Annotated in this window: 16 protein-coding genes; 6 read left to right on the forward strand and 10 right to left on the reverse strand. The window is 68.7% G+C overall.

The genetic code is table 11. The features are described 5' to 3' along the window. Positions 1-77 precede the first annotated feature (77 nt). Entirely contained in the window at positions 78-1,655 is a 1,578-nt protein-coding gene (locus B0F77_RS42535; RefSeq protein ID WP_086668743.1) for a penicillin-binding transpeptidase domain-containing protein, read from the forward strand. Between the two features lie 256 nt (positions 1,656-1,911). On the opposite strand, the gene B0F77_RS42540 is transcribed toward B0F77_RS42535, so the two are convergent. The 4 genes from B0F77_RS42540 to B0F77_RS42555 form a co-directional block, all read right to left on the reverse strand. Beyond that, positions 1,912-3,798: an ABC transporter ATP-binding protein gene (locus B0F77_RS42540; protein ID WP_245849405.1), complete on the reverse strand. Its 1,887-nt coding sequence runs from the start codon at positions 3,796-3,798 to the stop codon at positions 1,912-1,914. Positions 3,799-3,891: 93 nt separating this feature from the next. Then, on the reverse strand, positions 3,892-4,704 hold the full coding sequence (locus tag B0F77_RS42545) for an enoyl-CoA hydratase/isomerase family protein (protein ID WP_086668745.1): 813 nt from the start codon (positions 4,702-4,704) through the stop codon (positions 3,892-3,894). A gap of 57 nt (positions 4,705-4,761) precedes the next feature. Then, positions 4,762-4,971 carry a helix-turn-helix domain-containing protein gene (locus B0F77_RS42550; RefSeq protein WP_030473247.1) on the reverse strand — a complete coding sequence of 70 codons (210 nt, stop codon included), beginning with the start codon at positions 4,969-4,971 and terminating at the stop codon, positions 4,762-4,764. A gap of 175 nt (positions 4,972-5,146) precedes the next feature. Then, the gene (locus B0F77_RS42555) at positions 5,147-6,775 is read right to left on the reverse strand and encodes an ABC-F family ATP-binding cassette domain-containing protein (RefSeq protein WP_086668746.1); all 1,629 of its coding nucleotides are present in this window, start codon (positions 6,773-6,775) and stop codon (positions 5,147-5,149) included. A gap of 148 nt (positions 6,776-6,923) precedes the next feature. On the opposite strand from B0F77_RS42555, the gene B0F77_RS42560 reads away from it, so the two are divergent. After that, on the forward strand, positions 6,924-7,685 hold the full coding sequence (locus B0F77_RS42560) for an SDR family oxidoreductase (RefSeq protein ID WP_086668769.1): 762 nt from the start codon (positions 6,924-6,926) through the stop codon (positions 7,683-7,685). On the opposite strand, the gene B0F77_RS42565 is transcribed toward B0F77_RS42560, so the two are convergent. Continuing rightward, complete coding sequence (locus B0F77_RS42565) at positions 7,682-8,557, reverse strand: LysR family transcriptional regulator (RefSeq protein ID WP_086668747.1); 876 nt, start codon at positions 8,555-8,557, stop codon at positions 7,682-7,684. The two genes, B0F77_RS42560 and B0F77_RS42565, sit on opposite strands and share 4 nt — an antisense overlap. 79 nt (positions 8,558-8,636) lie before the next feature. Here B0F77_RS42565 and B0F77_RS42570 point away from each other — a divergent pair, with 79 nt between their 5' ends. Next, the gene (locus B0F77_RS42570; protein WP_086668748.1) at positions 8,637-9,512 is read left to right on the forward strand and encodes an EamA family transporter; all 876 of its coding nucleotides are present in this window, start codon (positions 8,637-8,639) and stop codon (positions 9,510-9,512) included. Beyond that, on the forward strand, positions 9,509-10,075 hold the full coding sequence (locus B0F77_RS42575) for an NAD(P)-dependent oxidoreductase (protein ID WP_086668749.1): 567 nt from the start codon (positions 9,509-9,511) through the stop codon (positions 10,073-10,075). Before B0F77_RS42570 ends, B0F77_RS42575 begins: the two co-directional genes overlap by 4 nt. Here the strand turns inward: B0F77_RS42575 and B0F77_RS42580 are convergent. Genes B0F77_RS42580 through B0F77_RS42590 form a run of 3 tightly spaced genes read right to left on the reverse strand, consistent with a single transcriptional unit; the run spans position 10,059 to position 11,472 of the window. Beyond that, positions 10,059-10,535 (reverse strand): GNAT family N-acetyltransferase, encoded by a 477-nt coding sequence (locus B0F77_RS42580; protein WP_211294306.1) that lies wholly within the window; start codon positions 10,533-10,535, stop codon positions 10,059-10,061. The genes B0F77_RS42575 and B0F77_RS42580 overlap by 17 nt on opposite strands. A 17-nt stretch (positions 10,536-10,552) precedes the next feature. Then, entirely contained in the window at positions 10,553-11,020 is a 468-nt protein-coding gene (locus B0F77_RS42585; RefSeq protein ID WP_086668750.1) for a hypothetical protein, read from the reverse strand. Continuing rightward, a complete protein-coding gene (locus B0F77_RS42590; RefSeq protein WP_245849407.1) occupies positions 11,020-11,472 on the reverse strand; it encodes a SigE family RNA polymerase sigma factor in 453 nt (150 codons plus the stop codon). The genes B0F77_RS42585 and B0F77_RS42590 overlap by 1 nt, the downstream gene beginning before the upstream one ends. On the opposite strand from B0F77_RS42590, the gene B0F77_RS42595 reads away from it, so the two are divergent. Next, a complete protein-coding gene (locus B0F77_RS42595; protein ID WP_143467212.1) occupies positions 11,462-11,788 on the forward strand; it encodes a hypothetical protein in 327 nt (108 codons plus the stop codon). The two genes, B0F77_RS42590 and B0F77_RS42595, sit on opposite strands and share 11 nt — an antisense overlap. A 178-nt stretch (positions 11,789-11,966) precedes the next feature. On the opposite strand, the gene B0F77_RS42600 is transcribed toward B0F77_RS42595, so the two are convergent. After that, positions 11,967-12,647: an acVLRF1 family peptidyl-tRNA hydrolase gene (locus tag B0F77_RS42600; RefSeq protein ID WP_086668771.1), complete on the reverse strand. Its 681-nt coding sequence runs from the start codon at positions 12,645-12,647 to the stop codon at positions 11,967-11,969. Then, complete coding sequence (locus tag B0F77_RS42605; protein ID WP_245849411.1) at positions 12,644-13,168, reverse strand: hypothetical protein; 525 nt, start codon at positions 13,166-13,168, stop codon at positions 12,644-12,646. The genes B0F77_RS42600 and B0F77_RS42605 overlap by 4 nt, the downstream gene beginning before the upstream one ends. A 284-nt stretch (positions 13,169-13,452) precedes the next feature. Here B0F77_RS42605 and B0F77_RS42610 point away from each other — a divergent pair, with 284 nt between their 5' ends. Next, positions 13,453-14,355, forward strand: a complete 903-nt coding sequence (locus B0F77_RS42610) for a hypothetical protein (RefSeq protein WP_242642231.1) — start codon at positions 13,453-13,455, stop codon at positions 14,353-14,355. Positions 14,356-14,392 lie beyond the last annotated feature (37 nt).

Raw genomic sequence — 14,392 nt, forward strand, 5'->3', positions numbered from 1 at the left:
TAGCAATACTCACGACCTCCACGCTCTCCTGGCGTTAATCTCCCACCGGGGAAAGCACTTACCTGGGGGGACTTGACGTGGAACAAAAGACTCGCAGATGGATCCTGATCGGCGGCGCGCTCGCCACGGCCACCACGGTGGGCGTGGCGAGCGTCCTGCTGTTCAACAGCGACGACCCAGCCGCCTCAACCGAACGACCAAGACAAACACAGGAACAAGCAAAGCAGCCGTACGTCATGAAGGCCTCCGACGTGGCCCTCGCGTTCGTCAGCAACATGTTCAGGGAGCCAACATCGGCAGCCCCGTACACCGACGCGCCAAACCCGGCCGTGAACGCACTGGTAGCCACCAAGACGGCCATGGGCGCCTCCACCTACCAGGCCACCGTCGCACCACAAACCACCGGCGACGCCACCACAGCGGACTTCCCGGCCACCGTGACGTGGACCCTGCCCAGCCAAGCCACCATGAAGTACGACATCGCGCTCAACCTGCGCCGCACCGGTGACGAGTGGAAGATCCACTGGACCCCCACCCTGATCCACCCACAACTAACCGAAGGCGGTGCCCTCACCTACCGCCCAGCCCTGGCCGACGGCGCACTCCTCGGCCGCGACGGCAAACCGCTGACCCAAGGCACCATCCCAGACGGCCTGTACAAAACCATCACGGGCCTGACCGGCGACATCAAGGGCACCGACGGCTGGGAAGTGGGCATCGCCAACGGCACCGCCTTCACCCCGCTGGACGGCAAAAAACCGGACTCCGGCGAAAAAATCACCGTGACCATCGACCCGGCCCGCCAAGCAGCGGCCCAAGCAGCGGTGGACGCCCTCCCCCAAGGCGCGGCAATCGTCGCCATCGAGGCCTCCACCAGCGAAATCCTGGCAGTGGCCCAAAACAAGTCCCTATCGGGCACCAACCCGTTCGTAGGCCGCTACGCCCCAGGCTCAACGATGAAAATCGTCACCGCGGCCGCCGCCCTGAACGCGGGCCTGACCGCCCCCAACACGGCCCTCCCCTGCCCAGCCGCCGCGACAATCGGCACCCGGACCATCAAAAACGCCGACTTCGGCTACGACAGCCTCCCCTTCCACACCGCCTTCGCCGTCAGCTGCAACACCACCTTCGGCTCCCTGGGCTCAAAACTCCCGCCAAACGCCCTCCCGGACATGGCCAAACGCTTCGGCCTGGGCGCCGACTGGACCATCCCCGGCGCCGACACCAACACCGGCAAAGTCCCCCCAGCCTCCGGCGACCAACAGGTCGAAAACTCCTTCGGCCAAGGCAACGTAGTAGCCAGCCCCTTCGGCATGGCCCTGGTAGCCGCCACCGTCGCCTCAGGCAAACAACCCACGCCAACCCTGATGCGAGGCAAGCCCTCAGTCCCGAACGACGTGGCAGCAGCCCCACCAGCAGCCGTACTCCAACCCCTGCGCGCCATGATGCGCGAGGTGGTCACGGGCGGCACGGCCAAGCAACTGGCCGGAATCCCCAACCTGGCAGGCAAAACCGGCACGGCAGAAGCAGGCGGCGGCACAGCACACGGCTGGTTCGTCGGCTACCAGGGCAACGTGGCGTTCGCAGTATTCGTGGAAAACGCGGGTTCATCCCAAAGCGCCCTAACCACCACAGCAGCATTCCTCAAGGGCTAACCCCAAAGCCAAGCCGAAGGCGCAGCCGAGCTGCTTTTGCTTTTCGCATGCGCTCCGGGTGGGGTCCCGTCACGAGTCGTGACACAGCACTTGCTGCACGCGCTGGCGCGGCTTGGGACGGGACCCCACCCGGACCGCACCCACTACGGAACAGGCAGCCGCCGTAAGCAACAAGCGTGCCATCAACCCGCGTGCGGCGCTGGACCCCCGATCAGGCGACCAGCCGCATGAGTCGCGTCTCGGGAAGGCGGCTACCTCAATACCTCTGCCCAACCTCTTCCCGCTCACTGAACTTCACAGTCGGATAAACCCCAACCACCGGAGGCTCGGCGAACTGGGTGTTGTAAAGATCCGCATACCGCCCCTCAGCAGCCATCAGCTCGGTGTGCGTCCCCCGCTCGACGATCTCCCCGTGCTCCAGCACCAGGATCTGATCGGCGGCACGGATGGTCGACAACCGGTGAGCGATCACCAGGGAGGTACGGCCCTCCAACGCCTCGGTCAAAGCCTCCTGCACAGCAGCCTCAGACTCAGAGTCCAGATGCGCAGTAGCCTCATCCAAGATCACCACCCGAGGCCGGGCGAGCAACAACCGAGCAATCGTCAACCGCTGCCGCTCACCACCGGACAGCCGATACCCACGCTCCCCCACCACCGTGTCCAACTGATCCGGCAACGAGGCAACCAACTCCAGCAACCGAGCCCGCCGCAACGAGTCCCAAAGCTCGTCATCAGAAGCCCCAGGCGCGGCGTACTCCAGGTTCGCCCGAATGGTGTCGTGGAACAGGTGCCCGTCCTGAGTCACCACGCCGACGGTCGACCGCAACGAGTCGAACGTCAGATCCCGAACGTCCACATCGGACAGACGAACAGCACCGGAGTCGACGTCGTACAACCGAGGAACCAGCGAAGCCAGCGTGGACTTCCCGGCCCCGGACGACCCCACCAAAGCCACCAGCTGCCCAGCTTCAGCCTTGAAACTGATGCCGTGCAACACCTCTTCGCCACCACGAGTGTCCAAAGTGGCCACTGATTCCAGCGAAGCCAGCGACACCTTCTCCGCGGACGGGTACGCGAACCGGACGTCGTCGAACTCGACCGACACCGCACCGGCAGGCAGGGAACGGGCCCCAGGACGTTCCTGGATCATCGACTCAAGGTCAAGAACCTCGAAGACCCGCTCGAACGACACCAACGCCGTCATCAGGTCGACCCGAGCGTTGGCCAGCGCGGTCAGCGGCGCATACAACCGAGTGAGCAGCAACGCCAGCGAAACCACGGCGCCGGCAGCCAGATGCCCGGTCAGGGCGAGGTACCCACCCAGCCCGTAAACCAGCGCCTGGGCCAGCGAGGACACCAACGTCAGCCCGGTCATGAACCACCGGGTCGCCATCGCCGTCCGGATCCCGATGTCCCGGACCTGAGCGGCCTTCTCCGAGAACTCCTGCTCCTCCCGATCCGGCCGCCCGAACAGCTTCACCAGCGTCGCGCCGGGCGCGGAGAAGCGCTCGGTCGACTGCGTGACCATCGACGCGTTCAGCGTGGAAGCCTCGCGCTGCATGTCCGCCATCCGCTTGCCCATGCGCTTGGCGGGCAGCACGAACACCGGCAGCAACACCAGGGCCAACGCCGTGACCTGCCACGACAGCGTGAACATGACACCCAGCGACAGCGCCAGCTGGATGATGTTCGTGACGAACCCGGACAGCGTCGACGTGAACGCGCGCTGTGCACCGATCACGTCGTTGTTCAGCCGCGAGACCAACGCGCCGGTGCGGGTGCGCGTGAAGAACGCGACCGGCATCTTCTGCACGTGGCCGAACACGGCACGACGTAAGTCGTAGATCAGCCCCTCACCGATCCGCGTCGACTGCCACCGCTCGACGACCCCCAGCCCGGCGTCGAGCAGGGCGATCGCGGCGATCACCACGGCGAGCCACACCACGACCGACGGGGTGGAGCCGCCGACGATCGCGTCGACCACGCGGCCGGCCAGCAGCGGCGTCGACACCGCGAGGACTGACGAGACCACCGTCAGCAGGAGGAACACGAGCAGTTTCGCCCGGTGCGGCCGGGCGAACGCCAGCACGCGCCGGAAGGTCCCGCGGCGCACCTTGGACGGCGCGTCCGCGGTCGCCCCCATCATGAATCGCCATGAGCTGTAGCCGTCCACGCTGAATAGAACAGCACAGCGGTCTGACAATTCCGTCGCGTGTGGCTAGGAGCGCGAAAAGTTTCAGCTCTGGGCGGACATGGCCGCGAAAGAACGCACCCGGCGCAACTGGGCGGCCCGCTCCAGGGCCAGCTGGTCGGCGAAGGGCACGCCGGAAGCCGCCGACGCGATCAGCGCCAGCGTCTCCGAGACAGCACCCGGCAGTGGCTTCACAACGGCAGCCACCAGCGTCTCGACCGCCGCGTCCAGCTCGGCCGCGGGCACGACGGAGTTCGCGAGGCCGATCCGCAGCGCCTCCTCGGCCGGCACCCGGCGGGAGGTCACGCACATCTCGGCCGCGCGCGAGTACCCCACGAGGCGCACCAAGGGCAGCGTGCCGCCGAGATCGGGCACCAAGCCCAGCCCGGTCTCGGCCATGCAGAACTGCGCGTCCTCGGTGAGCACGCGGAAGTCGCACGCCAGCGCCAACTGGAAGCCTGCGCCGATGGCATGCCCCTGCACCGCCGCGATCGTCACACGTGCCGGGTCGCTCAACCAGGTGAACCCTGCCTGGTACGACGCGATCCGCGCGTCCGCCTCCTCGGCGGGCAGCGACAGCAGCGCGCCGAGGCCACCGGGCTCGCCGTCGACCGGCTCACCGGTGAACATGCGCCGGTCCAGCCCCGCCGAGAAGGCGCGACCGGAACCCCGGACGACCACGACGCGGACGTCCGGGTCCAGCTGCTCGCCGATGTGCCGCAGCGCCTGCCAGGTGGCGGGCGTCTGTGCGTTGAGCACGTCGGGACGATCGAGCGTGACGGTCGCGAGCGGCCCCGAAATCGCGAGCCGAACGCCACCGCGCTCAAGCACACCAGCGTCGATAGCGGGCACTGGCATGGCATACCTCCGGCGAACTAGAAGCTAGTTACCGGAGAGTAGCAGTCTGGGTTGTGGCTACTTCTTCTTCGTCCGGGTGGCGCCACCGCGACCGCGCAGCGTGACGCCGGATTCCGACAGAACCCGGTGCACGAAGCCGTAGGAACGCCCGGTGCTCTCAGCCAAAGCCCGGATGCTCGCGCCCTTTTCGTACTTCTTCTTCAGGTCAGCGGCCAGCTTGTCCCGCGTGGCGCCGGTGATCCGGGCACCCTTCTTCAGGTCAGCCACCTCGTCCCGCCTTCCGTACGAGCAGGTCGGGCCGTTCTACGGCCCCTGTCGTCGCAATGATCGAACAGGAACCGGCAGAACGCCAGGTGATCAAGCGAAGAGATCGCCGAACGGTCGATTCGATCACACTGAGTTGATCATAGAACGCGCTCGGTAATCCTTTGAGGGGTGGAGATCACGCCAGCTGCACGAGCTCGAGGTAGTCCTCGGACCAGTGATCTTCGGTGCCGTCGGGCAGGAGGATCACGCGCTCGGGCTCCAGCGCCTCGACCGCACCGGGGTCGTGCGTCACGAGGACGACCGCTCCCTCGTACCGCCGCAACGCGTCGAGCACCTGCTCACGCGAGGCCGGGTCGAGGTTGTTGGTCGGCTCGTCCAGCAGCAGCACGTTCGCGGCCGACGACACCAGACCGGCCAGCGCCAGCCGGGTCTTCTCGCCACCGGACAACGTGCCGGCGGGCTGGTCGAGCTGCTCGCCGCTGAACAGGAACGTGCCGAGCAACGACCGCAGCCGCTGCTCCTGCTCGTCCGGCGCCATGTGCCGGATGTTCTCCCACACCGACGCGTCGTGGTCGAGCGTCTCGTGCTCCTGCGCGAAGTAGCCGATCTTCAGGCCGTGGCCGGGGACGATCCCGCCCGCGTCGGCCTTCTCGCTACCGCCCAGCAACCGCAGCAGCGTCGTCTTGCCGGCGCCGTTGAAACCGAGCACGACGACGCGGGAACCCTTGTCGATGGCCAGGTCCACGCCGGTGAAGATCTCCAGCGACCCGTAGGACTTGCTCAGACCCTCTGCCATCAAAGGAGTCTTGCCGCACGGAGCGGGCGCCGGGAAGCTGATCTTCGCGACCTTGTCGCTCTGGCGCACGTCGTCGAGACCGTCGAGCAGCTTCTGCGCGCGCTTCGCCATGTTCTGCGCCGCAACGGCCTTCGTGGCCTTCGCGCCCATCTTGGCGGCCTGCGTCATCAGCGCGCCGGCCTTCTTCTCGGCGTTGGCGCGCTCGCGGCGACGGCGCTTCTCGTCCGTCGCACGGGCTTCGAGGTACTTCTTCCAGCCGAGGTTGTAGATGTCGACCTCGCCGCGAATGGCGTCGAGGAACCACACCTTGTTCACGACGTCGTCGAGCAGCTCCACGTCGTGCGAGATCACCACAAGACCGCCGTCGTGCGACTTGAGGAAGCCGCGCAGCCACGTGATCGAGTCGGCGTCGAGGTGGTTCGTGGGCTCGTCGATCAGCAGGATCGTGCTCGACTTCGCGCCGATACCGGCCTCGGACGCGGCGAACAGGATGCGGGCCAGCTCGACGCGGCGGCGCTGACCACCCGACAGCGTGCTCAACGGCTGCGCGAGCACGCGGTCCGGCAGGCCGAGGTTCGAGCAGATGCGGGCGGCCTCGGACTCGGCGGCGTACCCGCCGAGTGAGGAGAAGCGCTCCTCGAGCTTGCCGTACTTGGTGACGGCGACGTCGAGCTCGTCCGGGTCGACCAGCTCAGCCATCTTCGACTGGGCCTTCTCCATGTCACGGAGCAGCTGGTCGAGGCCGCGGGCGGACAGCACGCGGTCCTTGGCGATGACGGACAGGTCGCCCTCACGCGGGTCCTGCGGCAGGTAGCCGAGCTCGCCCTTGCGGGTGATGGCGCCGCCGTAGGGCTGGCCCTCACCGGCGAGAACGCGCAGCGAGGTGGTCTTGCCGGCACCGTTGCGGCCCACGAGGCCGATGCGGTCGCCGGGCTGAACGCGCAGGTTGGCGCCACTCACCAGAATGCGTGAGCCCGCGCGCAACTCCATATCGGTTGCGGTGATCAAGAGAAACTCCGAGCAGTGAAAAGAACTCCGGGCATGACAAGGGATGGCACGTCCGGGTCGGCCTACTCCAGGAGGATCACGTCAACCATTCTACGGGATCTCGACCATCGAATTTCCCACCTGTGGCCAGGCGCATAGATTGCCGGCCATGAGCGAAGACTTCTCCGGCAAGGCGGCGCTGGTCACGGGTGCGTCCCGGGGCATCGGACTCGGCATCGCCCGCGAGCTCCTGTCCCGCGGCGCCGCCGTCACCATCACCGGCCGCAAGGCCGACCAGCTCGCCGAAGCGGTCAAGCAACTGGAGGCCGACACCGGCGGTCGTGTCCTGGGGTTGCAGGGCAACGCGGGCGACGACGCCTCCCGCGAAGAGCTGGTCGCACGCACGGTCGAGGAGTTCGGCAGCATCGACGTGCTGATCAACAACACCGGCATCAACCCGCAGTTCGGCTTCCTGATGGACGCCGACCTCGACGCCGTGCGCAAGATCTTCGACGTCAACGTCGTGGCGGCGCTCGGTTTCACGCAGCTCGCGTGGAAGGCGTGGATGGGCGAGCACGGCGGCGCGGTCGTGAACATCGCGTCGATCGGCGGCATCCGGTCCACCGGCGTGATCGGCGCGTACGGCGCGTCCAAGGCGGCGTTGATCCGCCTCACCGAGGAACTGGCGTGGCAGCTCGGCCCGAAGGTGCGCGTGAACGCCGTCGCGCCCGCCGTGGTGAAGACCAAGTTCGCCGAGGCGTTGTGGAGCGGCCGCGAAGAAGCCGCCGAGCTCTACCCGATGAAGCGGTTCGGCACGCCCGAGGACGTCGCCTCGCTCGTGGCGTTCCTCTGCTCGGACGCCGCTTCGTGGATCACCGGCGAGACCGTCCGCGTGGACGGCGGCATGCTCGCCACGGGCACCGCCGGCTAGTCCGCGCTGACCCCCAGGACGTCGAGGAACGCGGCCGCCGCCGGCGTCAGCCCGGCCGCGCTCCACACCAGGTGCTCCACCCGTGACGGCCCGTTCGCGATCGGCAGCGTCACCACCCCGGTCAGCTGCGGCGTGTACCGCGACGGCAGCACCGCGACCCCGAGGCCCTCCCGGATGAGGCCCGCCATCAGCTCCGCGGTCGTCACCTCGAACGCCACCTCGCGGTGCAACCCCGCCGCCGCGAACGCCTGATCGGACTGCGTGCGCCCCGGCGACCCGGCCGGGAAGTCGACGAACAACTCCTCCGCGAGCGCCGCGAGATCCGTCTCGGCGCGCCCGGCGAACGGATGCTCTGCCGCCACCACGGCCACGTGCTCATCACGCGCCAGCTCCACCCCGCGCACGCCCTCAGGCCGCGCACCCGGCGGCAACCCGAGGAACGCCAGATCGAGCGCGCCCTCCCGGACGAGCGAGACGAGCTCGTGGCTGGGCAACATCCGCAACGCCACCCGCACCTGCGAATACCGCTCGCGGAACACCCGCAGGACCGCCGGCAGGTCCACCGCGGCGACCGTGGGGATCACCCCGACCACGAGCCGCCCGCGCACCTCCCCCACCGCCGCCGCGACCTCGGCCGCCGCCCGTTCCGCGAAGTCGAGGCACTGCCGGGCCGACGACAGGAACGCCGTCCCCGCCGCGGTCAGCCGGACGCTGCGGCTGGTGCGGTCGAACAGCCGGGCACCCAGTTCGCGTTCGAGCCGCGCGATCTGATGGCTCAACGCGGACTGCACCACGAGGCACCGCCGGGCCGCCTTGGTGAAACTGCCCGTCTCGGCGACCGCCACCACGTATCGCATCTGCTGGAGCTCCACCGATCTATCGTGAATCAAGATGGATCAGATGAAAAGCATGTGTTGGACTCATTGATCGCGCCGCCCAACACTGGACGACGTGAGAAACCACTTCCGCATTGCACTCGCCGCGTTCGCGCCGGTGGTCTGGGGATCGACCTACGTGGTCACGACCGAACTGCTGCCGGCCGGGCATCCGCTGTTCGCCGGTCTGCTGCGCGCACTGCCCGCCGGCCTGATCGCACTGGCCCTCACCCGGACGCTGCCGAACGGCGCCTGGTGGTGGCGCGCCGCCGCACTTGGCGTGCTCAACATCGGCATGTTCTTCCCGTTCCTGTTCATCGCGGCCGAGCGCCTCCCCGGTGGCGTCGCGGCCACGCTCGGCGCCGCCCAACCGCTGGTGGTGGCGTCGCTGGCGGTGGGCCTGCTGAAGGAAAGCCCGTCGGCGTGGCGGTTCGCGTGGGGTGTGGTCGGCGTCGTCGGTGTCGGGCTGGTGGTGCTGGGCCCGGCCGCCGGGTTCGACGTGATCGGCGTGCTGGCCGGTCTGGGTGGCGCCGCGACGATGGCGCTCGGCGTGACGCTGACGAAGAAGTGGGGCAGGCCCGCGAACGTCGGCCCGACGGCGTTCGCGGGTTGGCAGCTGACCGCGGGCGGGCTGTTCCTGGTGCCGGTGACGTTCCTGTTCGAGGGCCCGCCGCCCGCGATCGGCCTGGCAGCCGCGATCGGTTACCTGTGGCTCGGCGGCGTCGGCGGACTGCTCGCCTACGTCCTGTGGTTCCGCGCCATCACGACGCTGCCGGTCACGTCGGTCTCGATGCTCGGCCTGCTGTCCCCGATGGTCGCCGCACTGCTCGGCGTCGTCGTGCTCGGCCAGACCCTGGACGCCGTGCAGCTGACCGGTTTCGCACTCGCGCTGGCCGCGATCGTCGCCGCCCAGCGTCCGGCACCCGTGCTCGCCAGGGGAGTTCTCCAGTGAAGATCGCAGTCGTCGGCGCCGCGGGCATGGTCGGATCGCGGGTGGTGACGGAGGCAGTGCGACGGGGACACGACGTGACGGCGGTGTTCCGCGGCTCGACTCCTCTGGTTCCGTCCGAAGTGGACAGTGTGGTCGCCGCCACCAGGCCGCGGCCGGGAGAGGAGTCCACCGTCGAGGCCACCACCAGAGCGTTGCTGGACGCCGCGCTCGCCACCCGAACCCGGATCCTCGTCGTGGGCGGCGCCGCGCCACTGCGATCACCAACCGGCACAGGCCTCGTGCTGGAGGACGACCGTTACGTGCCAACGCACATCCGTCCCATCGCCGCCGCCAGCGTGCGGCAGTTCGAGGTCTGCCGGGCGCACGCGGCGGACTGGGTCTACCTCAGCCCGCCCGCACTGCTCGAACCCGGCGAACGCACCGGCAGCTATCGGCGTGGCGGAGAAGTGCTGCTCACCGACCCGTCGGGCGCGTCCCGGATCTCCGCGGAGGACCTCGCCGTGGCCGTGCTCGACGAACTCGAAGAACCTCGCGAGAACCGGCACTTCACGGTCGCGTACTGAGGTCCAGCGTCAGGATGACCTCGCCGTCCTCGTCGGTCTCGCCGTTGGGCACGAATCCGTACCGGCGGTAGAACGGCTCCGGCGAGTCCTCCCCCGGCACGCAACTGGTGATCAGCTCGGTCGCCCCGGCCGCGCGCAGCAGCGCCACGACCTCGTCCAGGATCGCCGTGCCGTACCCACGGCCCTGCCGGCCGGCGCCCACGAGCAGCCGCCACAGGAAGTACGGCCCGCGCAGTCCGGGCCGAGGGGTCAGGTTCCAGCTCAGCATCACGAAGCCGACCGGTTCGTCGCCGTCGTAGACCGCGCGGAACCACGGTTTGGCTTCGGGGTTCTCCCGCGCGTGCCGGAACGAATCCTCGACGGACGCGACGAAACGCTCCTGGCCGGGCAGCACGCGCACAGCGGTCACGGCGTCGCGGTTGTCGTCGGTGATCTCGACGAGGCGGATCTGAGCGGTCATGCCCGCGATTGTGCCGCTCAGCCGGGCGTCGAGGGCGTGGTCGACGCCGGCGGTACCGAATTGGAGGTCGGGTTCGGCCTGCTGGGCGGCGCGACCGGCGTCGAGGTGGTGACGGGCGGCAGCGAGGTGCCCACCGGTGGCGTGTCCGGGTTGCTGGACTGCGGACCGCTCGGCGGTGTCACCGTCGTCGGCGTCGACACCATCGAACTCGGCGGCGGCGTGGTGTTCGTCGGAACCGGCCACGTGGTCGAGGCGGGCCCGGGCGGGGTGGCCGGTTCCGGGGGCGTCGCGGCCGGCAGCACGGCCAGCGCCACGGCCACGACCCCCACGGTCGCGAGCCCGCTGCCGACGACCGCGATGGTGCGGCGCCGGGATCGCACGGCCTGGCCGCGCTGGATCAGGTCGGCCGCCGTGGTGGCTCGCGGCGGCGCCCCTTCCGCGTGCAGAGCGGAGAAAGTCGCCCGCAGGTCGTCTTCGCGAACCATCACACCTCCAGCCTCAGATGATCGAACTCGGGTCCCAGCTTGCGCCGCAAGGCTTCCAGACCCTTGCTGCTCTGCGATTTCACCGTGCCCGTCGAACACTTCAGCGCGGCCGCCGTGTCCTCGACGCTGAAATCGTGCCAAAAGCGCAGCACGAGGACAGCGCGCTGCCGTGCGGGCACGGCGGTGAGCGCCTGCCACACCACGAGCCTGTCCTCCGCCCCTGCGACGGAGGACAGGCCCTCGGGAGGTGTGTCAGTCAGCTTCTCCCTGCGCCATCGCACTTTGCGACGTTCGGCGAGGAACGTCCGCACGACGATCTGGCGCAGGTACGGTTCGAGCCCCGACCGGTCGCTGAGCTTCGGACCGGCCAGGTACAGCTTCAAGAACGCCGACTGCATGAGGTCTTCCGCCTCGTGCCAGTTGCCGCACAACAAGAACGCCGTGAAGCGCATCGAGTCGGCGCACCGGTCGAAGCAGTCGGTGAACTCGGCCTCCCAGTTCAGGGGTGACTCCTATTTGGCAGGGGCCGACGACACCGGCGGCGTCGTCGCGGGGTACGAGGCTCCCGGACTGGTGGTCACGGGGTACGACGGCCTCGGCGGCGTGGTGGCGATCGACGTCGGCTCCGGCGTGGTCGAGATCGTGTTCGGCGGGAGTGCCGTCGTCGTCGGGATCGTGTTCGACGGGAGTGCCGGCGTCGTCCAGGTCGTCGGCGGATGTGCCGGCGTCGACGTCGCCGACGTGGGCGACGGCGTGGTCGGCGGGTAGGTCACCGTCGAGGACGGCGGCTGTGGAGCCGAACTCGTGGGCTCGTGCGAGGTCGTGCCGCCGCCGCTCAGCGCGAGCGCGGGCACCGCGATGCCGACGGCCCCCAGTGCCACGGCTCCCGCCACGATCATCATTCGTTTGCGCACTTGCAGCTCCAGCAGGATCAGTGGTGCCTCGGTCAGGCACCCTCACCCGTATCCATGCGGTCGGCGTCCGGTCCGGTTGCCCGTGTGTCCTGGATCACGATCTCGACGCAACGGGCCCGTTCGGCGGCCTCGTCCAGGACGGTCCGCCGGGGTTCGGGGACGTCCAGGACGCGATCTTCGGCCTTGCTGAAGACGTCTCGGAGCCTGCGGTCGTTGCGCAGCACGTCCAACGCCTGCCAGTCGCCGCCGAGCACGACACCGTCCAACTGGGCGAGCCTCGGGACCAGGACCCGGAACACGTCGTCCGCGGCGGCCTGGAGCGCGACGCGGGCCTGACCCTCGCGGCGCCGGGCGAACCGCTGCTGCGACCAGCCGCCGGCCCTGATGCGGCCGTGCACCTGTTTGCGGTCGGTCGCGGAGACCTCGACCTTGCCGCCGAACGCCACACCGACGCTGTGCCCGCCGAGCCGCACGAGCACCAGGCCGATCCGGCGCGGTTTGGTGAGGTTCTCCACCACCTCTTCCATGGAGGCACCGCCGCGCGTGGTGAACGTGGCCGTCGCGCCGTCCGCGGCGGTGATCTCGACCTCACCCTCCGCGATCCGGATCTCGACGGCGCCGTGCCGGCCGGCGAACCGGCCGATCCACCCCTGGACGCGTTCCGGTTCGACCTCGACGGCCCGGCCACCGGGCACCGGCCGAACCCGGCTCATCTGACCGCCACCCACACCGGCACGCGGTGACCGCTCTCCCCCGGTGCGAGCCGCTGGACGGTCGAGAACCCGACGGCGTGCAGCGCCTGTTCCATCTCGGCGGCGGAAAGCACCCTGTGGCGCGTGGAGGCCGTTCCGGAGATCTCCCACCCCGAGGTACCCCTCAGCAGCGTTACGACCTCCAGGCCGTACGACAGGCCGTCGGGAGCCCACTCCCAGAGCTGCACGGTCACCCGGTCCCCGTTGACCTTCGGCGGCGGCGCGGTGGGCCGCAGCACGCCGAGCCGGTCGAGCTCCGGAACCGCGGCCACCAGCACCCCGCCCGGCCGCAGCGACGCGTGGGCGAGCAGGAGGATGTTCGACAGCGACTCTTCGTGCGCCAGCCTGGGCAGGAGGTCGTCGGTGGCACGCACCGCGTCCACCTGGACGCCGGGCACCACGTCCAGAAGGTCCACCACCGCGTGCGGACCGGGCCCGAGCACCGCACCGGCCACCGATGTCAGCACGTCGAGGTCGTTCACCGGGCACACACTAGAGCCATCCCGATACGAGGCGTGAACGGCACACAGATGTTACTGATCGGTTCGGAATGCTTGACAGATGAGTCTCGAAAGCGTGAACTCATCAACCGTATGGATTAACCATTGACTCCATCCGGCTCCGACCAGCGATGTTCACGGACGGGTAGGGTCACTGGGGCGTGATCTTATGACAGCGGGGAGTCACCATGACCACTGCTGCCGGTCGACCAACACTGACCGTTGACGACACTGACTCAACGGGCCACGGCAGCCTTACACAGCTCTTGACGACGGGACCGTTCCCGGAAGCGTTGAGGGCTGCCATCAAGGCGAGCCGTCTCAGCCTCGACCGCATCCAGCACCGGTTGGCACTGCGCGGCGTGACCATCAGCGTCGCGACGCTCAGCTACTGGCAGTCAGGACGGCGAAGGCCGGAACGCCCTGAATCACTGGAGGCGCTGCGGCACCTCGAGTCGGTCCTGGGCGTGCCTCAGTCGGGTCTGTCGGCGCTGCTCGGCCCACCTCGTCCGCGAGGTCGCCGTTGCCGCCCGACGACGATGATGCCGATCGACGCGCTCTGGGCGCGTCGGGAGCGGGTCGCGAACCTGCTCTCGAAGGTCGACACGTCCTCTGACCTGAAGCTCGGCCGGATCAGTCAGCACGACCGCATCGAGATCTCTGCCGACGGCGGGCAGAAATCCGTGTGGGTGCGTCAGATCCTGCGGGCCGAGCAGGACGGGCCGGACCGCTGGGCGCTCGTGTTCGAGACCGAGGAGTCGGACGTACTCCCCGAGATCGTGAACGTGCGCAACTGCCACCTGGGACGGATCGCCCGCGACCACGAAGCCAACATCATGGTCGCGGAGATGATGTTCGAACGGCCGTTGACCCGCGGCGAGACCCTCATCATGGAATACCAGCTGGTGTTCCCAGAGGGTCACGCGCCGAAGGGCAACAACACGTTCGCACGCAAGTTCCGCCTCCCGGTCCGCGAGTACGTCATCGAGGTCCGCTTCGAGGAGTCGAACCTGCCCTCGCGCGTGCAGCAGTACAGCGTGCCGGCGGGCGACGAGACGCCGTCGCGGCGCCGCAACCTCACCCTGGACTCGGGTGGCGGCGTGCACGCCGTGGCGCTCGGGTTCGGTCCGGGTGTGTTCGGCATCCGCTGGGAGTGGCCGAACCGCTAGAAGTTCTTGGCACTACGAGAAGGCCCCCGGCTCGCGA

The sequence above is a fragment of the Lentzea kentuckyensis genome (assembly GCF_002150765.1).
GTDB classification, from domain to species: domain Bacteria; phylum Actinomycetota; class Actinomycetes; order Mycobacteriales; family Pseudonocardiaceae; genus Lentzea; species Lentzea kentuckyensis.

Excerpts from the sequence above, each read along its gene's own strand:
- B0F77_RS42540 (WP_245849405.1), bottom strand. The coding sequence starts at position 3,798 with ATGGGGGCGACCGCGGACGCGCCGTCCAAGGTGCGCCGCGGGACCTTC.
- B0F77_RS42545 (WP_086668745.1), bottom strand. The coding sequence starts at position 4,704 with ATGCCAGTGCCCGCTATCGACGCTGGTGTGCTTGAGCGCGGTGGCGTT.
- B0F77_RS42560 (WP_086668769.1), top strand. The coding sequence starts at position 6,924 with ATGAGCGAAGACTTCTCCGGCAAGGCGGCGCTGGTCACGGGTGCGTCC.
- B0F77_RS42580 (WP_211294306.1), bottom strand. The coding sequence starts at position 10,535 with ATGACCGCTCAGATCCGCCTCGTCGAGATCACCGACGACAACCGCGAC.
- B0F77_RS42585 (WP_086668750.1), bottom strand. The coding sequence starts at position 11,020 with ATGGTTCGCGAAGACGACCTGCGGGCGACTTTCTCCGCTCTGCACGCG.
- B0F77_RS42590 (WP_245849407.1), bottom strand. The coding sequence starts at position 11,472 with ATGCGCTTCACGGCGTTCTTGTTGTGCGGCAACTGGCACGAGGCGGAA.
- B0F77_RS42600 (WP_086668771.1), bottom strand. The coding sequence starts at position 12,647 with ATGAGCCGGGTTCGGCCGGTGCCCGGTGGCCGGGCCGTCGAGGTCGAA.